The sequence below is a fragment of the Actinoplanes subglobosus genome, assembly GCF_042650585.1.
Lineage (GTDB): Bacteria > Actinomycetota > Actinomycetes > Mycobacteriales > Micromonosporaceae > Actinoplanes > Actinoplanes subglobosus.
This window is the reverse complement of sequence record NZ_JBHSBL010000027.1, coordinates 103,459-123,878: the sequence shown is the minus strand read 5'-3', so window position 1 is coordinate 123,878 and position 20,420 is coordinate 103,459. Positions and strand designations below refer to the sequence as shown.

Annotated in this window: 17 protein-coding genes and 2 pseudogenes; 9 read left to right on the top strand and 10 right to left on the bottom strand. The window is 70.1% G+C overall.

Annotated features, from left to right (window positions below):
* The first annotated feature begins 165 nt into the window (after positions 1-165).
* Genes ACFO0C_RS40320 through ACFO0C_RS40300 form a run of 5 tightly spaced genes read left to right on the top strand, consistent with a single transcriptional unit; the run spans position 166 to position 5,025 of the window.
* Positions 166-1,191, top strand: a complete 1,026-nt coding sequence (locus ACFO0C_RS40320; RefSeq protein WP_378072133.1) for a LacI family DNA-binding transcriptional regulator — start codon at positions 166-168, stop codon at positions 1,189-1,191.
* A 9-nt stretch (positions 1,192-1,200) separates the two neighbouring features.
* Positions 1,201-2,499 (top strand): ABC transporter substrate-binding protein, encoded by a 1,299-nt coding sequence (locus ACFO0C_RS40315; RefSeq protein WP_378072088.1) that lies wholly within the window; start codon positions 1,201-1,203, stop codon positions 2,497-2,499.
* Between the two features lie 5 nt (positions 2,500-2,504).
* Positions 2,505-3,482 carry a carbohydrate ABC transporter permease gene (locus ACFO0C_RS40310; RefSeq protein ID WP_378072087.1) on the top strand — a complete coding sequence of 326 codons (978 nt, stop codon included), beginning with the start codon at positions 2,505-2,507 and terminating at the stop codon, positions 3,480-3,482.
* A complete protein-coding gene (locus ACFO0C_RS40305) occupies positions 3,482-4,318 on the top strand; it encodes a carbohydrate ABC transporter permease (RefSeq protein ID WP_378072086.1) in 837 nt (278 codons plus the stop codon). The genes ACFO0C_RS40310 and ACFO0C_RS40305 overlap by 1 nt, the downstream gene beginning before the upstream one ends.
* A complete protein-coding gene (locus tag ACFO0C_RS40300) occupies positions 4,315-5,025 on the top strand; it encodes a hypothetical protein (protein ID WP_378072085.1) in 711 nt (236 codons plus the stop codon). Before ACFO0C_RS40305 ends, ACFO0C_RS40300 begins: the two co-directional genes overlap by 4 nt.
* Positions 5,026-5,298: 273 nt before the next feature.
* Here ACFO0C_RS40300 and ACFO0C_RS40295 read toward each other — a convergent pair whose 3' ends face one another.
* Both ACFO0C_RS40295 and ACFO0C_RS40290 read right to left on the bottom strand, forming a co-directional pair.
* Positions 5,299-6,495: a hypothetical protein gene (locus tag ACFO0C_RS40295; protein WP_378072084.1), complete on the bottom strand. Its 1,197-nt coding sequence runs from the start codon at positions 6,493-6,495 to the stop codon at positions 5,299-5,301.
* A gap of 125 nt (positions 6,496-6,620) precedes the next feature.
* Positions 6,621-7,094 carry an Lrp/AsnC family transcriptional regulator gene (locus ACFO0C_RS40290; RefSeq protein ID WP_378072083.1) on the bottom strand — a complete coding sequence of 158 codons (474 nt, stop codon included), beginning with the start codon at positions 7,092-7,094 and terminating at the stop codon, positions 6,621-6,623.
* Between the two features lie 127 nt (positions 7,095-7,221).
* Here ACFO0C_RS40290 and ald point away from each other — a divergent pair, with 127 nt between their 5' ends.
* Positions 7,222-8,337: an alanine dehydrogenase gene (ald, locus tag ACFO0C_RS40285; protein ID WP_378072082.1), complete on the top strand. Its 1,116-nt coding sequence runs from the start codon at positions 7,222-7,224 to the stop codon at positions 8,335-8,337.
* A 133-nt stretch (positions 8,338-8,470) separates the two neighbouring features.
* The gene (locus tag ACFO0C_RS40280) at positions 8,471-9,166 is read left to right on the top strand and encodes a lytic polysaccharide monooxygenase (RefSeq protein WP_378072081.1); all 696 of its coding nucleotides are present in this window, start codon (positions 8,471-8,473) and stop codon (positions 9,164-9,166) included.
* 58 nt (positions 9,167-9,224) lie between these two features.
* Here the strand turns inward: ACFO0C_RS40280 and ACFO0C_RS40275 are convergent, their stop codons facing one another.
* From ACFO0C_RS40275 to ACFO0C_RS40240, 8 genes and pseudogenes are all read right to left on the bottom strand, one after another.
* Entirely contained in the window at positions 9,225-10,049 is an 825-nt protein-coding gene (locus tag ACFO0C_RS40275) for a MetQ/NlpA family ABC transporter substrate-binding protein (RefSeq protein WP_378072080.1), read from the bottom strand.
* A gap of 74 nt (positions 10,050-10,123) precedes the next feature.
* The gene (locus ACFO0C_RS40270) at positions 10,124-10,771 is read right to left on the bottom strand and encodes a methionine ABC transporter permease (protein ID WP_378072079.1); all 648 of its coding nucleotides are present in this window, start codon (positions 10,769-10,771) and stop codon (positions 10,124-10,126) included.
* The gene (locus ACFO0C_RS40265; protein ID WP_378072078.1) at positions 10,768-11,739 is read right to left on the bottom strand and encodes a methionine ABC transporter ATP-binding protein; all 972 of its coding nucleotides are present in this window, start codon (positions 11,737-11,739) and stop codon (positions 10,768-10,770) included. The genes ACFO0C_RS40270 and ACFO0C_RS40265 overlap by 4 nt, the downstream gene beginning before the upstream one ends.
* Positions 11,740-12,468: 729 nt before the next feature.
* A pseudogene (locus tag ACFO0C_RS49070) lies at positions 12,469-12,669 on the bottom strand (response regulator transcription factor); the annotation flags it as partial.
* 480 nt (positions 12,670-13,149) lie between these two features.
* Positions 13,150-13,572, bottom strand: a pseudogene (locus ACFO0C_RS40255) (response regulator); the annotation flags it as partial.
* Positions 13,548-15,401 (bottom strand): histidine kinase, encoded by a 1,854-nt coding sequence (locus ACFO0C_RS40250; RefSeq protein ID WP_378072077.1) that lies wholly within the window; start codon positions 15,399-15,401, stop codon positions 13,548-13,550. The gene ACFO0C_RS40250 and the pseudogene ACFO0C_RS40255, both read right to left, overlap by 25 nt.
* Positions 15,402-15,628: 227 nt before the next feature.
* Entirely contained in the window at positions 15,629-16,327 is a 699-nt protein-coding gene (locus tag ACFO0C_RS40245; RefSeq protein WP_378072076.1) for a YqeB family protein, read from the bottom strand.
* 106 nt (positions 16,328-16,433) lie between these two features.
* Positions 16,434-17,639 (bottom strand): PucR family transcriptional regulator, encoded by a 1,206-nt coding sequence (locus ACFO0C_RS40240; protein WP_378072075.1) that lies wholly within the window; start codon positions 17,637-17,639, stop codon positions 16,434-16,436.
* Between the two features lie 186 nt (positions 17,640-17,825).
* Between ACFO0C_RS40240 and ACFO0C_RS40235 the strand changes: the two genes are divergently transcribed.
* On the top strand, positions 17,826-18,902 hold the full coding sequence (locus tag ACFO0C_RS40235; RefSeq protein ID WP_378072074.1) for a ferredoxin reductase: 1,077 nt from the start codon (positions 17,826-17,828) through the stop codon (positions 18,900-18,902).
* A 175-nt stretch (positions 18,903-19,077) separates the two neighbouring features.
* Positions 19,078-20,256 (top strand): fatty acid desaturase family protein, encoded by a 1,179-nt coding sequence (locus ACFO0C_RS40230; protein ID WP_378072073.1) that lies wholly within the window; start codon positions 19,078-19,080, stop codon positions 20,254-20,256.
* Positions 20,257-20,420: the final 164 nt, after the last annotated feature.

The following is a 20,420-nucleotide window of genomic DNA, read 5'->3' as shown; positions in this document are numbered from 1 at the left end:
AGCGAAGTCAATGCGTAACACATATTTGTCCGCTTTTGACCCGACCCGAACACGATCTTGAAATGACCGCGACATAGAAGGGCGTTGACACCACCGCAACCGTTTGCATTAATGGCTCTCACCGAGAGATCCGGGTCACACCGGATCGCCATCAAGGAGGGCACCGTGGCCGTGACGATCCGGGACGTCGCCAGAGCGTCCGGAGTGCACATCTCCACGGTGTCGCGCACGTTCTCCGCCCCGCATCTGGTCAACCCCGAGACGCGTTCCCGGGTCCTGGCCACCGCGGAGCAGCTCGGCTACCGCCCCAACCGGGCGGCCCGGGCACTGATCACCGGACGAACCCACAACATCGGCCTGATCGTGGCCGATATCGCGAACCCGTTCTTCCCGCCCTTGATCAAGGCGGCCGAGACCCACGCCCGGCGGCGGGACTACCACGTCTTCGTCGCCGACACGGACGAGGATCCGATCGTCGAGCTCGACCTGGTGCAGGCACTGGCCAAGCAGGTCGACGGGATCCTGCTGTGCAGTCCCCGGATGAGTGACGACCAGATAGAACAGGTGCGCCGCGAGGTGCCACTGGTCGTCATCAACCGCATGATCACCGGCTTGCCCGCGGTGGTCATGGACGTGGGACACGGCGCCCGGGAAGCGGTGCGCCACCTGCTCGACATGGGTCACCGTCACCTGGTCTACCTGGCCGGGCCGCGTGGCTCATGGACCAACCGGGAGATCCGCCGGGCCGCCGGGGCCACCACCCGGGCAGCCGGCGCGGAGCTCACCGTCCTCGGCCCGAACCAGCCGGTCGAGGAGACCGGTGCCGCGGCCGCCGAGGCGGTGCTGCGCACCGGTGCCACCGCGGTGCTCGCCTACAACGACCTGATGGCGATCGGCCTGCTCCAGGCGTTGCAGGACCGCGGTGTCGAGGTTCCCGGGCAGGTGAGTGTCGTCGGGATCGACGACATCGCATACAGCGGGCTGGTCCGCCCACGGCTGACAACCGTGGCGAACCCGACCGCGGCCGCCGGCCGTACCGCCGTCGACATGCTGCTCCAGCAGGGCGACGACGGGGCGACCGGGCAGGTCACCCTGCGCACCGACTTGATCATTCGCAACTCCACCGGCCCGGGGCCGTACGCCCCGGCCGTCGCGCTCAACGCTGAGGTTGCCGCAACCGTCAAGGAGTGACGAGACCCCATGACCGCATACCACCCCCTTCCCCGCCGCCGCGTGCTCAGCGGTGTCGTCGCCGCCATGCTGGCCCTTCCCCTGGCCCTCGGCGCGTGCAGCAGCGACGACAGTGCCGCCGACGACGGCAAGATCGAGCTGAGCTTCTTCTGGTGGGGCGGTGAGGCCCGGGCCCAGCTCACCGAGCAGGCCCTCGCCCTCTACACGTCCAAGCACCCGGAGGTCACGTTCAAGAAGACGTGGCAGGCCAACCAGGGCTACTTCGACAAGCTGGCCACCCTCACGGCCGGCAACGACGCCCCGGACATCTTCCAGATCGACGACAACTACCTGGCCGAGTACGCGACCCGCAACGTCACGGCCGACCTGTCGGAGTACACCAAGTCCGGCAAGATCGACACCTCGAAGTTCCAGAAGGGCCTGATCGACTACGGCACCGTGGACGGGAAGCTGGCCGGCCTCGCGCCCGGCGAGAACACCCAGGGCCTGGTCTACAACAAGGCCAAGCTGGACGCGGCCGGCGTCGCCGTGCCCACCACCGGGCAGACCTGGGAGCAGCACATCGCCTGGGCCAAGGACGCCGGAGCGAAGACCAAGGTGGCCGGCACCATGGACCCGAGCGCCGACTACAAGGCGTTCTGGCTGTGGCTGCGCCAGCAGGGCAAGGAGCTCTACAACGGCAGCGAGCTCGGCTTCACCCAGGCCGACGTGCAGGCCTGGTTCGAGCTGTGGAAGGGCGCCCGCGACGGCCAGTCCACGCCGACCCCGGACGTCATCCACGAGGGCAACGCCACCGACGTCACCAAGCAGCTGGTCGTGACGAACAAGGCGCTCACTTCCTGGGTGTGGGCCAACCAGCTGCCCGAGCTGCAGAAGAACACCAAGGACGACCTGGCCGTGATCGCCTACCCGGGTGACGCGACCAAGCAGTGGGCCCGCGCCTCGATGTACTTCTCGGTCTACCGCGGCAGCAAGCACAAGGACGTCGCCGCCGACGTGCTCAACTTCCTGGTCAACGACCCGGAGGCGGGCAAGATCCTGGGCACCGACCGGGGTCTGCCGTCGAACCTCGACATCCGTACGCAGGTCGCCGCCTCGACGGACAACGAGGCGATGAAGGAGACCATCAAGGTGATGGACGAGCTGGGCAAGAACTTCGGCCCGGCGCCGACGGTTCCGCCGAAGGGTCACAGCACGGTGCGCTCCGAGCTGATCAAGGCCGCTGAGGAGGCCCAGTACGGGCGCGCCACTCCCGCCCAGGCCGCCGAGCAGTTCTTCGCCGCCAGCCAGGCCGCGATCAAGCGGTGAGTCCGATGGCAACAACGACGGCCCGGCCCTCGTCGACCCGGCCGCCGGCCGGCCCCGCCGCTTCCCAGCGGCGGGGTCGTCCCGCCAAGCACCGGACCGACGGCGTCGCCGGTTACCTCTTCCTCTCCCCCTGGCTGCTCGGGCTGCTGACCATCACGGCCGTCCCGATGCTGATGTCGCTCTACCTCAGCTTCACCAACTACGACGTCCTCTCCGACTGGGAGTCGATGAAGTGGGTGGGGCTGGACAACTACCGGACGATGTTCACGCAGGACCCGTCGTTCTGGCACGCGGTCCGTACCACCCTGGTGTTCGCGCTGGTGGCCACGCCGCTGAAGCTGGCCGCCGCGCTCGGCGTGGCCCTGCTGCTGAACCGCTCGTTCAAGGCTTCCGGCCTGTTCCGCGGCCTGTTCTACCTGCCGTCGCTGCTCGGCGGCAGCGTGGCGCTGGCCATCGTCTGGGTCAACATGTTCAACCGGGACGGCGCGTTCAACTCGTTCCTGAGCTGGTTCGGCATCGAGGGCAAGGCCTGGGTCAACGACCCCGACTTCGCGCTCGGCACGCTGATCCTGCTGGCCGTCTGGCAGTTCGGCGCCCCGATGGTGATCTTCCTGGCCGGTCTGAAACAGGTGCCGGTCGAGCTCTACGAGGCGGCGTCGGTGGACGGCGCGAGCACGGTGCGGAAGTTCTTCAACATCACGCTGCCGATGCTCTCCCCGGTCATCTTCTTCAACCTGGTGCTCGAGACGATCAACGGCTTCCAGGGCTTCACCTCGGCGTTCGTGCTGTCCAACGGCACCGGCGGCCCGGTCGACTCGACCCTCATGTACACGCTGCACCTCTACATCAAGGGCTGGAACGAGTACCAGATGGGCTACGCCTCCGCGATGGCCTGGGTGTTCCTGCTCTTCATCGGCCTGGTCACCGCCGTCGTCTTCCGGACCGGCAGGTTCTGGGTGCACTACTCGGACGGAGAAGACTGATGACCCTCCAGCGCCTGGCCCGGCCTCTGACGCTGGTCCTGCTCTCGGCGGTGGTGCTCTACCCGCTGGTGTGGATGCTCGGCAGCTCCTTCAAGAGCCAGGAGGAGGTCCTCAACAACATGGGGATCCTCCCGAACGTGTGGACGCCCGGCAACTACAGCGCCGGCTGGACCAACTTCGACGTCAGCTTCGGGCGGTTCTTCGTCAACAGCGCGGTCGTCGCCGGGCTGACCGTGGTCGCCAACTGCGTCTCCTGCCTGCTGGCGGCGTACGCGTTCGCCCGTCTCAAGTTCAAGCTGCGCGGCTTCTGGTTCGCGATCATGATCGGGACGCTGCTGCTGCCCGGGCACGTGCTGATCGTCCCCCAGTTCGTCATGTTCAAGACCTTCGGCTGGGTGGGCGGCGACTGGCCGTACGCTCCGCTGATCGTCCCGCAGCTGCTGGCCACCGAGGCGTTCTTCGTCTTCCTGATGGTCCAGTTCATGCGGGGGGTGCCCCGCGAGCTCGACGAGGCCGCCATCATCGACGGCTGCACGCCGTTCGGCGTGTTCCGGCACGTGATCCTGCCGCTGTCGCGGCCGGCGCTGGTGTCGACGGCGATCTTCTCGTTCATCTGGACCTGGAACGACTTCTTCCGCCAGCTGGTGTACCTCTCCGACCTGGAGAAGTACACCGCACCGGTGGCGCTGACGCTGTTCATCGACTCCAGCGGCCAGTCCTCGGTCGGCCCGATGTTCGCCATGTCGGTGCTGTCCCTGGCCCCGGTCTTCCTGTTCTTCGTCGCCTTCCAGCGCCTGCTGGTCGAAGGCATCAACACGTCAGGCCTCAAGGGATGACACGCTTCTTCAGCCGCCCGCTCGCCGCTTCGGCGGCGGGCGGTGCGCCCGCTCTCACCAGCACACCCGAGCCCGCGGGCATGGACTGGCCGCGGGAGGACGAGCCCGAACTCCGGCCCGACTGGCGCGAACGGTTCGCCCTCGGCACCGATCTCGCCCTGATCGGGATCGTGGTGACCGCCGCCGCCCTGCCGGTGCTGACCCTCACCGCCGCGCTGGCCGCCGGGTCGACCGCCGTGCACCACCGGTACCGGGAGGGCCGGCTGCCGGCGTTCCGCCCGCTGCTGCGCCAGTACGGCCGCTCGGTCCTCCCCGGCATCCCGTTCGTGGTGGTGGCCGTACTCCTGCTGATCGACCTGATGGCGCTGGCCCGCGGCCTGGTGCCCGGCGGCACGCCGGTCCTGCTGATCACCGGAGGTGTCGCGTGCCTGCTCGCCGGGATGGCCACGCTCGCCCTGGTGGCGGTCGGCCGTGACCCGGACACCCCGTGGCGGGCCGCGCTCTCCTGGGCCTGGAGCCGGATGTCGGCCCGCCCCTGGTCGGCGATCGCACCCGCACTGGCCGGGGTGCTCGCGTTCTTCCTGGCGCTGTCGGTGCCGGCGACGATCCCGCTGGTCATCGGGTTCCACCTGTTCGCGGCACACGTGATCAGCGACCGGCTGGCCCCGCCGTCGTCGATCCGCGGCGGCCACCACCCATCGGCATGACCTGGGTCACAGTGAAGCAACCTCGGGGGCCGATGGGGACACTACGGGCCGATCGGCCCGCCCCTCCCGCCCCTGAGGTACACGTGCACCCGACCTCCGCCTCCGCCTTCCGCGTGGCCCGGCCCGGTCCCTCGCGGCCCCGCCGGCCACCGCCTCCGCCACGGCGCCCGGCGTCACCCCAGTGCCCGTCCGGTTACCGCTGAAACCGCGAGCCGTCGCCCACCCGCCTTATCGCACCGCGACAAGCGCGACCGGAGCGACGGCTGACGGTCCTCAGCTCAGCTTCGAGCCGCTGGTCACCGGGTCGCCACTGCCCAGGTAGAAGATGCCGGGCAGCCCGTCGGTCTCGAAACCCCTGCTCACGTTGTTGCGCAGCGTCGAGTTGCGGATCGCCAGCGTGCCGGTCCGGTCGTTGCTGACGAAGAAGATCGCACCGCCGCCCTCGTTGGCCCGGTTCTTCTCCACCACGGTTCCGTTCAGGGTCAGCTGGTACGTGTCGCCGTCCTGGTAGATCGCGCCACCGCTGCCCCCGCCGGGAGTGCCGTCGCGGGCCGGGTTCGCGCCGTTGCCGACCGCCGTGTTACCGGAGAAGACGCTGTTCAGGATGGTCCACGACACGTGGATGCTGCTCAGCGCGCCGCCGTTGGAACACACGCCGCCGGTGAACGTGCTGCCCGCGATGTAGACCGGCTGATTGCCACCCTGCAACCGGACCCGGATCGCGCCGCCACCGAGGTCGGGGCCCGTACCGGCGCATCGGTTGCCGGTGAACCTCGAGTTGATCACCCGGAGCCCGCCGCCGTTGACGAAGATCGCACCCCCGCCGCCGAGCTCATCGGTCGGATCGGTGGCGTTGCCCTTCGTGAACACCATGTTCTGCACGGTCAGCCGCGGGGTCACCTTGTCGTGGCAATGACCGCTCGCCGGGCTCGTGCCCTGCGCGGTGTCACAGACGTTCATGTAGAGGATCCGGCGCTTGCCGCCGCCACTGAGCGTGACCCGGCCACCGCCGTCGAGGACGACCTTCGCCACCGGGTTACGGACCTTCGCGGTCGCCGTCATCGTGATCGTCACCGGTGACGGGCCACAGTCGAACGTGATGATGCCGCCGGCCGCCACCGCCTTCACCACGGCCGCGGAGGTGCAGCTCGCCGGGGTGCCGTCGCCGATCGTACGATCGGGATCGCTCGTGTCGACCGGCCTCGCCGCAGCCGGGATCGCCGCCTTGCCCGACGGATTGCCGGGTTTGGGAAGGGCCTTGACCGGCGCCGACGGCGACCCGGACGGGGACGGCGACCCGGAGGCCGGCGCGGACGGTGCCGGCCCGGCCGACGTGACCGCCGGTGACTCCGCTCTCCCCGACGGCGGCGCCGGTGTCGCGGCGACCGTGCCGGCCGGCGTCCCACCGGACTGGCAGGCGGCCAGACCGCCGGCGACGAGCAGGGTCAGAGCGATCCGTCGAAACAGCACCGGCAGATGCTACGGCGGATGGTTCCGGCCCGATGCCCGCCGACCGGCCAGATCAGCGCCGCCACATCCACCCGGCGGCCACCCGCCAGGCGCCCAGGGATCCGGTCGACAGCCGGATCCGCACCTCAGGCGATGCCGCCGCGTCGGTGCTCGAAGATCAGGTAGGTCTCGGTGCCGGCGATCAGGCGGGTGCCGCTCAGGCGCTCGGTGATGACCGCACGCAGATCGTCGACGTCGGCGCAGGCCACATGCAGCAGGAAGTCGTAGGAGCCGGAGACGAAGTAGACGTCCCGCACGGCGGGGATGCCGGCCAGCGACTCGGCGAAACGGCCGATCGCCTCGCGGGCGTCGGAGCGGACCCGGACGGCGATCATCGCCTGGATGGGACGGCCGATCCAGGCCGGGTCGACGTCGGCGTGGAAACCCCGGACGGCACCCAGCTCGCGGAGGCGGCGGATCCGGGTCAGGCAGGTCGACGGGGCGATACCGACCCGGTCGGCGAGGGCGTTGTTGGGCATCCGGCCGTCGGCCTGGAGGAGGCTGAGCAGCTCCAGGTCGATGTTGTCGAGCCCTCGAACATCCTTCGGTAGATCGGTCACTGCGAGCCACCGGCGCGAATGATCTGCACCGATAGCGTTTCGGACAGAATCTTCTTCGCTCGACTTGCCTGTCTACTGCACATCGTTTCACTCTATCGCCATCACTTGGTGACGGAGGGAAAGTCCCATGCACATCGGCGTGCCGGCAGAGGTCAAGAACCACGAGTACCGGGTGGCGATCACCCCGGCGGGAGTGGTCGAGGCGGTGCGACACGGGCACACCGTGTCGGTGCAGGCCGGCGCTGGACTGGGATCCTCCATCACCGATGAGGACTACGCGGCGGCGGGCGCGGCGATCCTGCCCGACGCGGACGCGGTGTGGGGTTCGGCCGACATGATCCTCAAGGTCAAGGAGCCGATCGCGCCGGAGTACCACCGGCTGCGCGAGAATCAGGTGCTCTTCACCTACCTGCACCTGGCGGCCGACGCCGAGGGGACTAAAGCACTGCTCAACAGCGGGACGACAGCGATCGCGTACGAGACGGTGCAGCTCGCCGACGGATCGCTCCCGCTGCTCGCCCCGATGTCGGAGGTGGCCGGCCGGCTCGCCCCGCAGGTCGGCGCGTACAGCCTGATGCGCAACAGCGGCGGGCGCGGCGTGCTGCCGGGCGGTGTCCCGGGTGTGGCCCCGGCTCGCGTGACGGTCATCGGCGGCGGCGTCTCCGGGGTCAACGCGGCGACCATCGCGCTCGGTCTCGGTGCCGACGTCACCATCCTCGACCTGAGCCTCCCGCGGCTGCGGCAGATCGACGCGCAGTTCGGCGGGCGGGTCAGGACGCTGGTGTCGAACGCGTACACGATCGAGCAGTCGGTGCTCGCCGCCGACATGGTGATCGGCGCGGTGCTGGTGCCGGGCGCCAAGGCCCCGACGCTGGTCAGCAACGACCTGGTGAAGCGGATGAAGCCGGGTTCGGTGCTCGTCGACATCGCGATCGACCAGGGCGGCTGCTTCGAGGACTCGCGGGCCACCACCCACCAGGACCCGGTCTACCGGGTTCACGAGTCGGTCTTCTACTGCGTCGCCAACATGCCGGGCGCGGTCCCCAACACCTCGACGTTCGCACTGACCAACGCGACCCTGCCGTACGTGCTGCGCCTGGCCGACCTCGGCTGGCGTGAGGCACTGCGGGCCGACCCGGCGCTGGCCCTCGGGCTCAACGTGCACGCCGGCGTCCTCACCAACGACCTGGTCGGATCGGCCCTCGGGCTCCCCACCGAGACCGTCAGCTCGGTTCTCGCCTGATCCGGCCGTTCTCGCGCGCCCTCCGCCCCTGTATGGCGGAGGGCGCGCTTCCATGAGGGCGCTTTTCTATTAGGAAACCTTGCTTTATATTTTTGTCACATCCATCGATCGATGTTCATCTTTGGGGAGTGACATGCGCCGACTCATCACCCTCATCGCGGTAGCCCTCCTGGGTGCCGCCGGATCGCTCCTGGTCGTGTCGCCGGCCTCGGCTCACGGCTACGTCTCCTCGCCGCCCAGCCGGCAGGCGCTCTGCGCACAGGGCCGGGTCGCCTGCGGGCAGATCAAGTACGAGCCGCAGAGCGTCGAAGGCCCCAAGGGCCTGCGCAACTGCCACGGCAACAACGCGGTGTTCGCCGAGCTCAACGACGACAGCAAGGGCTGGCCGGCCACCAACGTCAGCACCACGCAGACGTTCACGTGGATCAACACGGCCCGCCACGCGACCGCGAGCTGGGAGTACTTCATCGGCGGCACGCGCGTCGGGTACTTCGCCGGCAACAGCCAGCAGCCGCCGGCGACGCTCTCCCACACGGTCAACCTGAGCGGGTTCTCGGGCCGGCAGAAGGTCCTCGCCGTCTGGACCATCTCCGACACGACGAACGCGTTCTACTCGTGCATCGACGTCAACATCGGTGGCACCGGCGGCGGCGGCCCGACCACTCCCCCGCCGTCCGGCTCGTGCACCGCGCCGGCGTGGAGCAGCGGGACCGTCTACGTGGGCGGCAACCTGGCGTCGCACAACAGCCGCACCTGGCGGGCCAAGTGGTGGACGCAGGGCGAGACGCCCGGCGTCGCCGACGTCTGGGCCGATCAGGGCGCCTGCTGAGTTCTCTGTTTCTGAGTTCTCTTTTCGAAGGGGAGCCGGCCGGCTCCCCTTCACCACGTCAGAACGCCGCCAGGACCGAACCCTGGTACTTGTCCTCGATGAACTTCTTCACCTCGGCCGAGTGCAGCAGCTTCTCCAGCTTCACCACGCGGGGATCGGCCTCGTCGCCGGTGCGGACCACGACCAGATTGGCGTACGGGTTGTCGTCACCCGTCTCCAGCGCGAGAGCGTCGGTGGACGGCTTGAGGCCGGTCTCGATCGCGTAGTTCCCGTTGATCACCGAGATCGCCGTGTCCTCCAGGCTCCGCGGCAGCTGGGCCGCCTCCAGAGCCTTGAACTGCAGGTTCTTCGGGTTCGCGGTGATGTCCTTCTCGGTCGCCTTGACGCCGACCCCGTCCTTGAGGGTGATCAGGCCGTTCTTGGCGAGCAGGCTCAGGGCACGGCCCGAGTTCGACGGGTCGTTCGGGATCGCGACGACGCCACCGGCCGGCACGTCGGCGATCGCCTTGACCGTCTTGGAGTACACACCGAGCGGCTCGATGTGCACCGCCTTGAGCGCGGTGAACTTGTAGCCCTTCGCCGCGATCTCCTCCTCCAGGTACGGGATGTGCTGGAAGTAGTTGGCGTCGAGCTGCTTCTCGCTCAGGGCGACGTTCGGCTGGATGTAGTCGTTGAACTCCTTGATCTCGATCTTCAGGCCCTCGGCGGCGGCGAGGTTGTCGGCGACGTACTTGAGGATCTCGCCGTGCGGGACCGGGCTGACGCCGACCTTGAGGGTATCGGTCGACTTCGCCTCGCCGGCGTCGTCACCCGAACCGCAAGCGGCCAGGCCAAGGGTGAGCGCGGCGGCGGTCAGGACGGCAGCGAAGGAGCGGCGGCGCATTCTTTTGGACCTTTCATTTCTATGGGACTTGCAGGATTTCGGGCCGCCTTTCGTGCGGCGGCCCGACGTTTCGCTCAGCGGTGCGACAGCCTGCGGACGAGCAGGTCACCGACCATCTGGACGAGCTGAACGAAAAGAACCAGCGCGATCACGGTCGCGATCATGACCTCGGTCTCGAACCGCTGATAGCCGTAGCGGATCGCCAGGTCACCGAGACCACCGCCGCCGACCACACCGGCCATCGCCGAATAGCCGACCAGCGCGATCACCGTGATCGTCAGGCCCGCGACCAGGCCCGGCAGTGCCTCACGCAGCAGCACCTTGCCGACGATCTGCGTCCGGGTCGCGCCCATCGCGGTCGCCGCGGCCACCACGTCCGGCGGCACCTCACGCAGCGCCGACTCGACGATCCGGGCGAAGAACGGGATGGCGCCGATCGTCAACGGGACGATCGCCGCGTCGGTACCGATCGTGGTGCCGACGACCGCCCGGGTGAACGGGATCACCGCGACCAGCAGGATGATGAACGGCAGCGACCGGCCCACGTTCACGATCGCGCCGAGAACCGCGTTCAGCGGCCGCAGCCGGCCCTTGTCGGTGAGCACCAGCAGCACCCCGACGACCAGGCCGCCGACCGCGGTGAGCAGCGCGGACACGCCCACCATCCAGGCCGTCTCCTGAAGGCCGACGTTCAGCAGTTCCAACACCTCGGACCAGGTCATGACGTGACTCCACGCTTGCGCAGGAACTCCAGGGCCTCGCGGTTGTCGTCGGGGGCGCCCGGCAGGGCGATCCGCCACCGCCCGGCCCGCGTCGCGGCGAGCGTCTCCACCGACCCACCGAGGATGCGTACGTCCGAAGCGAACCGCCGGGCCAGCTCGGCGATGATCGGCTCCTCCGCCTCAGGGCCACTGACCGTGACGTCGACGACCGTCGCGCCGTCCACCACCGTCGGCCCGTCCAACGGGAACAGATCGCGGGCCAGCTCCGAACCCGGCGTCCGCAGCAGATCGGTGATCGTGCCCGCCTCGACGAACCGCCCGTCCCGCATCACCGCCGCCGACGTGCAGATCCGCTTGACCACACTCATCTCGTGGGTGATCAGCAGGATGGTGAGGCCGAGCCGCCGGTTCAAGTCGAGCAGCAGCCGCAGGATCGACTCGGTGGTCTCCGGGTCCAGTGCCGAGGTTGCCTCGTCGGAGAGCAGCACCTTCGGCCGGGCGGCGAGCGCCCGGGCGATACCGACCCGCTGCTTCTGGCCGCCGGACAACTGAGCGGGGTACGCGTCAGCGCGCCCGGTGAGCCCGACGAGCTCCAGCAGCTCGGCGACCCGGGCCCGGCGCTCGGCCCGCGGGGTGCCGGTGACCTCCAGCGCGAACGCCACGTTACCGGCGACGGTCCGCGACGACAGCAGCGCGAAATGCTGATGGATCATCCCGATGCCCTGCCGGGCGATCCGCAGCTGCCGGCGGCGCAGCGTGGTCATCTCCTGCCCGCCGACGCTGACCGTGCCGGCGTCGGGCCGCTCCAGCATGTTGACGCAGCGCAGGAGGGTGCTCTTGCCCGCGCCACTCTGCCCGAGAACCCCGAAGACCTCACCCTCACCGACGCTGAGATCAACCCCGTCGACGGCCGCGACCGAGACCTTCCTGGAGCGGTACGTCTTACGAAGACCGCTTATTTCAATCACGTAAACACCCTGGTCAGCAGTTGTGACGAGCGTCGCAATGCATACCGTCTGGATGGGCATTACGACCGCGCCCACGTTAGCCCGTGTTCCGCCGCCGGGCCACCGCATGTAACGACCCTCACGACTTCCATTACTTTCACCGTCCTTTCCGGACCCCACCCACCCCAGAACCCCATCCCGTCACACACCATCCAGCACAAGCACCAGCGCCCCCTCACCCCTCACCCTCACCAGCCGCCAGCCGGCCGAGCGCCCCCGGCGTCTCCCGACCGGAGCCGGGTGAGGTCGATGGGCGAGCGACACCAGCACTGCCAACGCCGCACCGACCGGGCGGTCGGGCGGGGCCAGGCCGGACGGGACCGGGCCGGCCAGGCCGGACGGAGCCAGGCCAGGCCGGACGGGACAGGGCCGGGCCAGGCCGGACAGGACAGGGCCAGGCCGGACGGGGCCAGGCCAGGCCGGACGGGGCCAGGCCAGGCCGGACGGGACAGGGCCGGGCCAGGCCGGACAGGACAGGGCAGGCCGGACAGGACAGGGCCGGGCCAGGCCGGACGGAGCCAGGCCAGGCCGGACGGGGCCAGGCCAGGCCGGACGGGACAGGGCCAGGCCAGGCCGGGCAGGACAGGGCCAGGCCAGGCCTGGGCCAGGTCGGGCAGGGGCCAGGCCTGGCCGGACCAGGCGGACCGGGCGGGCCGGGCGGGCCGGGCGGGCCGGGCGGGCCGGGAAGTGTCAGCGGGCCTCGTGGATGAGAATCGCGATCTGAACCCGGTTGGTGCAGCCCAACTTGTCAAGCAACCGCGAGACGTATGCCTTCACGGTCGGAAGGCTCATGTGCAGCTCGGCACTGATCTCCGCGTTGGACCATCCACTGGCGACGGCCTCGGCGACGTCCCGCTCCCGCTCAGTGAGTCGCCGCAGCGTCGCCACCGCCCGCTCCCGCCGCACCGACCCCGCCGCCCGCGGACCGTCACCGGCCTCCACGCTCCCGACGCCGCGATGCGAACCCTCCGTAGCGCCACCGGGCAGGTCGCCCGTCACCCCGCCGCGCGAACCATCCGTTACCCCGCCGCGCGAACCATCCGTTACCTCGCCGCGCGAACCACCGGTTACCCCGCCGCGTAAACCATCCGTCACCCCGCCGCGTAAACCATCCGTCACCCCGCCGCGCGAACCACCCGTTACCCTGCCGCGTAAACCATCCGTCACCCCGCCGGGCAGTCTGTCCGGCCCGCAGCCGGACGGGCCGTCCGTCACCCCGCCACGCAGGCCGTCTGTCATCCCACCGGGCAGATCGTCGGTCGTGTGATGATGACCGCCATTCGTGCCGCCGGACTGACCGTGTGCCGCGCCGCCGTGGTTACGGCCGTCGCCGGTTGCTTCGGTGGCGGCCGGGGCGGAGCCTGTGCGGCCGACCGCGTAGTCGATCAGCCGGGGCAGCACCGCCGGGGCCAGGATCGACTCGCCGGCGGCGGCGCGGCGGACCGCGCTCAGGATCTCGGTGGGCGCGATGTCCTTGAGCAGGAAGCCGTTCGCTCCCCGCCGGAGCGCGCCGAGCAGGTATTCGTCGGTGTCGAACGTGGTCAGCACGATGATCGCGGGCTCCGGCCCCTCGCGGCGCAGCGCCTCGGTCGCGGCGAGGCCGTCCATCCGGGGCATCCGGACATCCATCAGGACGACGTGGGGTTGCAGGTCGCGGGCCATCGTGATCGCCTCGGCCCCGTCACCGGCCTCGCCGACGATCTCGACCTCCGGGGCGGCACCCAGCACCAGCGACAGACCGACCCGGACCAGCGGGTCGTCGTCGGCGATCAGGACCCGGATGGAGTCGGCCATGGCAACCAGGCTTCCAGATCGAAGGTGAGTCCGGCCCGAGGGTCACCGCGGACACCGTGCCGTAACCGTCCGCCCGCCAACTCGACGCGCTCCGCCAGGCCGACGAGCCCACTGCCCGCCCCGGGGATCACCGACTCCGCACCGCTACCAGCAGGGCCGATGCCGGACGGGAACGCCGATGTGACAGCAGGCCCGATGCCGGACGGAGACGCCGATGTGACAGCAGGCCCGATGCCGAACGGAGACGCCGATGTGACAGCAGGCCTGATGCCGGACGGGAACGCCGATGTGACAGCAGGCCCGATGCCGGACGGGAACGCCGATGTGACAGCAGGCCCGATGCCGGACGGGAACGCCGATGTGACAGCAGGCCCGATGCCGGACAGAAACGCCGATGTGACAGCGGGCCCCCGGTCCGGCCCGGCAGTCCAGCTCGCGCGGAGGCCCGCCTCACCCGACTGAACCTCGCCCGGCGAACCCATGCCGCCCGAACCGGAACTCGCCCCACTCGACGAACCGCGACCGCCTGCCCGGAAACCCGCCTCACCCGACGGGACAGGGCCGCCCTCGTGGGAGCCTGTCTCACCCGGCGAAAGGGGAGGGCTCGTGGCGGGAGAGGGAGAGCCCAAGGCGGACGAACCCAAAGCGGATGAACCCTGCGCGGACGGACCCAACGCGGACGGGCCCGACGCCGACGAACCCGAGGGCGACGAACCCAAGGCCGACGAACCCAAGGCCGAACCCAAGGCCGACGAGCGCAAAGCCGACGAACCCGAGGCGGGAAGGCTCGAGCGGGAGCCTGGCCGGACGCCTGGTGTTGTGGGGCGGCGGCTGGTCAGCGGCAGCGGGTTGGAGACATGGATGCGTAACTCTCCGGTGGTTGTCTGGTCCAGCAGGAGGGTCACCGGGCTGCCGGGGGCGTGCTTGCCGGCATTGGTCAGGCCCTCCTGGACCAGACGGTAGACCGTTCGGCCCAGCGACGCGCTCAGTGGCCGGTCGCCGAGACGGTTGGTCGCCGTCACCTGCACGCCGGCGGCCCTGGCCTCGCTGATCAGGTCGCCGAGATGGCTCACGTCGGGCTGTGGGCGCAGAGAATCGCCGGGGCCCGCCCGCAGGACGCCGAGGATCTCGCGTAGGTCCTCGAGGGCGTGGTGGGCGCTGTCGCGGATGGTCGCCGCCGCCTTCGCCACCTCCTCCGGGGTCAGGTCGGGACGGATCTGCAAGGCGCCGGCGTGCAGGCTGACCATGGAGATCCGGTGGGCGAGGGCGTCGTGCATCTCGCGGGCGATCCGTTCGCGTTCGAGGGCGCGGTGCCGCTCGGCACGCAGGGCGGCCTCCGCCTCGGCACGGGCGGCCCGTTCGCGCAGCGACTCGACCAGCTCCCGCCGGGAGCGGGCGGCCATCCCCAGGGCCACCGTGGCGGCGAGGATGGCGACGGTCAGCATGAAACCGACCACCGGACCCGCCGCGGGAGGCAGTGTCGGATCCGGATAGATCAGTGCGTAGGCGATCCCGCCGATCAGGTTGAACAGCACCAACAGGACGACCGGACGGCCGCGCCGCAGGGAGATCACGGTGTAGAGGCCGATCAGCGCGGCGATCCCGGCACCGTCGGCGACCACCGAGGCCGCCGTCAGGAAGATCGTCACGGTGATCGGGTGGCGGCGCCGCCACCACAGCGCCAGCGACAGGACGCACCCGGCCACGAAATGCAGGAAGGTGGCGTCGTCGGAGAGCCCTCGGACCGTCGCCGCGTCACCGACCAGCAGCAACCCACCGAACCAGGACACCAGGATCGCAGCGACATCCCAGGCCCGCCCACCGGGCAACCACCCACGCCGCCCGGCAGCCGATCCCTCACCCGCCACCGCGGCCCCGGACTCCGCAACGCCCCCGCGAGAGGCGACTGACGCGGACCACGCAAGGGCGTCAGCCTGCGCGACTTCGGAAAGCGGCGCAGCCCCAGGAGGCGAGGCGGCGCCGGAAAGTGGCTCGCCGGAGGTCAGGGCATCCGAGGGCCGGGCCAGTGGATCGGTGGTGTGGCGGTGCGGGGAGGTCATGAGCGGACCAGTGGGCGCCATGACTGGCGGTCGCCGTCGTCGCGGACCGCGTAGCCGAGTTTCTCCAGGGAGTCGCGCAGCTCGGTGGCCTCACGTGGGGCCTTCTTGCGCAACGCGACTGCCCTGGCGGACAGGACGGCCTCGACGGCGACCGGGAGCAGGCCCGTCCCGGGGACCCAGGGCTGGTAGAGGTCGGTGAAAGGGTCCTCGTCGCGCCAGGGGTAGCCATACTCCGTGAAGGTCTTCCCCAACGGGCCGCTCTCCGCCTGCGGCTCGCCGTGGAACAGGTGCCGGGAGTCGCGATCGAGGATCACCAGGAAGCCGCCGTCCATGTAGACGAAGTCGATCTGCGGGCGGAGGAAGGAGAGCACCCGGTCGCCGGTCTCCAACCGCACCTCGCCCACGCCGACGGTCACCCGGGTGCTGCGGCGCATGATCTCGACGCTGGCCAGCGCGCCGAGAACGGCCAGGATGGCGGCTTGGACGGCGACCTTCCACCACGTGTCGACGGACGCGATCACCCGCCACACCACGCCGAGCACCGGGAAGCCGACGTCGACCAGCCGGCGAGCGATGGCCGGTGCCAGCACGGCCACCAGCACACCGGCGGCGGCCGGGCCCAGCAGCACGAGAACCCGGCCGGCCGGTGAGAACGCGAGCACGGTCGGCTCACGCCCCGTCCTGTCGCCGCCCATCGCCGCCCCCGCTCCGCCGTACCGATGTCTCGACGCTATGCCTCGGCGGAGGGCCGCGACCAGTTGCCGAAAGTCGACCGTTCGAAACTTTGGTATGTGACCGGTGTCACGAGGCAGGGTCGGTGAGCGACTCGGGGATGGCCAGCGCGATGGTCAGCGCGAGCACCCATCGCGGGTCGCGGAGGCGGTCGCCGTACAGCTCACGCAGCCGCGCCATCCGGTACCGGACCGTCTGCGGGTGCACGAACAGCTCGGCGGCCACGTCCTCGCGCCGCCCGTGATGCAGCAGCCAGCTGCGCAACGTCTCGATCAGCTTGGCCGCCGCGGATCCCCGTTCCCCGGCGAGCGGCGTCAGCGCCCAGGTCCGCAGGTCCTCCAGGGCACTCGGATCGGCGGTCACGACCACCGCCGCCAGGTGATCCTCGGTGTCGGTCACGGCGCCACCGTCCGGTGGGCCGAGCCGGTGCACCCGCACCGCACGGTCCAGCGAGCTCCGCGCCTCGGTCCACGGCCGGGCCGGGCCGATCACCACGCTGTGCCCGGTGAGCAGGCGGTTCAGCGTCGGGCGGGAGCACCCTTGCGGATCCGGGACGAACAAGACCGTCAAACCCGGCATATCTGGTACGGCGTCCGCGAGCTGCAGCGTACGAGGATCGAGGAGGTCGATCACCCAGCGTGCCGCACGCTCCGGCAGCAGCAGTGCGGTGAGTGTCTGCGGCGGCGCCCACTCGGCCTGCTCGGCCAGGCCCTGGACGACGTGCGCAGGCTCCCCGGCGACCAGCGCCTGGGCCAGCTCCTGCAGCCGCCGCTGGCGGATGCGGCCGGAGGCGGCGAGCTCGTCGGCATGTCCGGCGACGCTGGCCGCGGACAATTCATCGATGTACGCGAAGACAAGCTCCGCGAAATCGGCGATGGTGGCGGCCGGCTGTCCCGCCTCGACGCTGATCGCCGCCAGTCCGCGCCACGCCACCCGGGCGCCCACCCGGTAGGCCGCGAGCAGCGCGTCCAGACTCCGGCCGGAGCGGGCCTCGCCCCTGCCCAGCGCATACGCCGCCTCGATCGCCGACGACATCGGGGTGCCGGGGTCGGCGCCGGGCCGGGACACCAGGTTGAGGAAGGTGCCGAGCGCGGCCCGCACCGCCCGCGCGATCTTGTGCCCGAGCGCGCCGGAGAACGGCTCCGCGTACGCCGGCACCTCCCGGACGATCGCGTCGATGGTCTGCGAGGACACCTTCGGCAGGCCGTGCCGGAGCGGGTCGATCACCTCCGTCGGCAGGCGATACGACCGTACGTCGCGCAACGGTTGTTTCACGCGATCTCCCCACATTCCGCTCGGCAAGTCCGGTCCGATCGAGCAGGCTTGTTCACGATGCCTCGCATGATCGGACTCTAGGGAGCCCGTGAACAAGCGTCCTTGTCCCCGCCGAACAATTATGCGGCTCCGGATTCACTTCCCCTGGTCAGGACTTTGCTTTTCTCAGGCACCAGGCTTGGTCACGTGGCTGTTACCCGAAAGTTGCGCGACGGCGCGTGGCGTGTGGTCGAGCTGATCACCACTCCGGTGGTGCCGGCCGACTACCTGGACGTGATCGCGCCCCTGCGCAACCCGACCGTCCTGCGCGCCCGGATCGACGCGGTGCGCCCCGAGACCGCCAAGGCGGTCACTCTGGAGCTGCGCCCGGGCCGCGGCTGGCAGCCGAACCGGCCGGGTCAGTACGTGCGGGTCGGCGTGGACGTCGACGGGGTCCGGTTCTGGCGCGCCTACTCGGTGAGCAGCGAGGCCGACCGGCGCGACGGCAGGTTCACGATCACGGTCAACGCCGTCGAGAACGGGACCGTCAGCTCGTACCTCCTCGCCAATGCCCGCAAGGGCATGCTGGTCCACCTCGACCTGCCGGACGGCGACTTCCTGCTGCCCGAGCAGCGGCCCGCCAAGGTGCTCTTCGTGACCGCCGGCAGCGGCATCACCCCGGTCATGGGCATGCTGCGCAGCGCCCTGCACGAGCTGAGCGACGTGGTCGTGGTGCACTCGGCGCGGACGGCCGAGGACGTGGTCTTCGGCACCGAGCTGCGCGAGCTCGCCGCCCAGGGCCGGATCCGGCTGATCGAGCGGCACACCGGCACCGACGGGCGGCTCAAGCCGGCCGGGCTGGCCGACCTGGTGCCCGACCTGTTCGAGCGGGAGACGTGGGCGTGCGGCCCCGGCGAGCTCCTCGACGACCTCCAGGAGCACTGGGCCGACGCGGGCGCCTCCGACCGGCTGCACGTCGAGCGTTTCCGCACGGTCGTGCTGGTCGCCGGCGAGGGCGGCACCGTCACGTTCGAAAAATCCGGCCTCGTCGTGGACTCCCCCGGTGGCATCTCGATCCTCGACGCCGGCGAGGCCGCCGGCCAGCTGATGAAATCCGGCTGCCGGATGGGCATCTGCTACAAGTGCGTGCTGCCGATGCGCGAGGGCATCGTCCGCGACCTGCGGGACGGCACCATCACCACCGCCTCCGAGGTGGACGGCGACAAGCCCCTGATCCAGACCTGCATCTCGGCCGCCGCCGGCCCGTGCCGGATCGACGCCTGACCCCTCCGGCCTCCCGGACCCGCACGCCCCCGGACGTGGCCCGCACTCTTCCGAACCTGGCCCGTACGCCCCCCCGAGACCTGAACCGCACGCTCTCCGAGGCCGCAACCCTCGGAGCCCCACCCCGAGAGCCGCTCCCCGGCGGGCCGGCTCCCACGAAAGACGAGGAAGTTCCGTGACGACGCTGCAGCGCAAGGAAGTCAACCCGATCGCTCACCTCTCCCCCGAGGACATCGAGCAGATCGGCCGCGAACTCGACGCCATCCGGGACGAGGTGCTCGCCGTCCGCGGCGAGAAGGACGCGAAATACATCCGACGGATGATCGCCGTCCAGCGGCGCCTGGAGGTCGGCAGCCGGGCCGTGCTGCTCTTCTCGGTGCTCCCGCCGGCCTGGATCCTCGGCACGATCGGCCTCTCCATCGCCAAGATCCTGGAGAACATGGAGATCGGCCACAACATCCTCCACGGCCAGTACGACTTCATGCGCGACCCGAAGATCCACTCGACGACGTGGGAGTGGGACTTCGCGGCGCCGGCCGAGCAGTGGAAGCACTCGCACAACGAGCTGCACCACAAGTACACCAACGTGGTCGGCCGGGACAACGACCTCGGTTACGGCATCATGCGCGTCGACGAGCAGCAGAGGTGGGCGCCCGCGCACCTCGGCCAGCCGCTCTACAACTTCATCAACGCGTGCCTCTTCGAGTACGGCATCGCCGCCTACGACCTGGAGCTCGGCCGCAACCTGGCCAGCAAGCGCCGCCGCAGCAACCCGGACTTCCGGGCCCGGCTGCGCCAGGTCGGACGCAAGATCCGCAACCAGATGCTGAAGGACTACGTCGCCCACCCGGCCCTGTCCGTGCCGGTCGGCTTCGCCTTCGGCAACCCGCTCGGCGCGTTCTTCGGCACCATGGCCGCCAACGCGGTCGCCAACGTGGTCCGCAACCTGTGGAGCCACTCGGTGATCATGTGCGGTCACTTCCCGAAGGGCGTGGAGACCTTCGAGCGGACCTCGATCACCGGCGAGACCCGGGGCGAGTGGTACCTCCGGCAGATGCTCGGATCGGCGAACATCTCCGGCAGCAAGCTCATGCACATCATGACCGGCAACCTGTCCCACCAGATCGAGCACCACCTGTTCCCGGACCTGCCGGCCAGCCGTTACGCGGAGATCGCGCCGAAGGTGCGGGCCCTGTTCGAGAAGTACGAGCTGAAGTACGTCACCGGGCCGTTCGTCGTGCAGGTGGCCTCGGCGTGGGCCAAGGTCTTCCGGCTGGCGCTGCCCAACCGCAAGCCGGCACGCGCCATCGACCACACGATCCCGCCGCGGCACCCGGCCGAGGCCACCGTCTGACCCACCCCGCACCGCGCTGATCCCGGCGTCTGACCCACCCCGCACCACGCTGATCCCGGCGTCTGACCCACCCCGCACCGCGCTGATCCCGGCGCCCGGCAGCTCGATCCGCCGCCCAGTCGTTGCCCGGCCGCTCACCCGCGGCCGGGCAACGACGCTTTCCG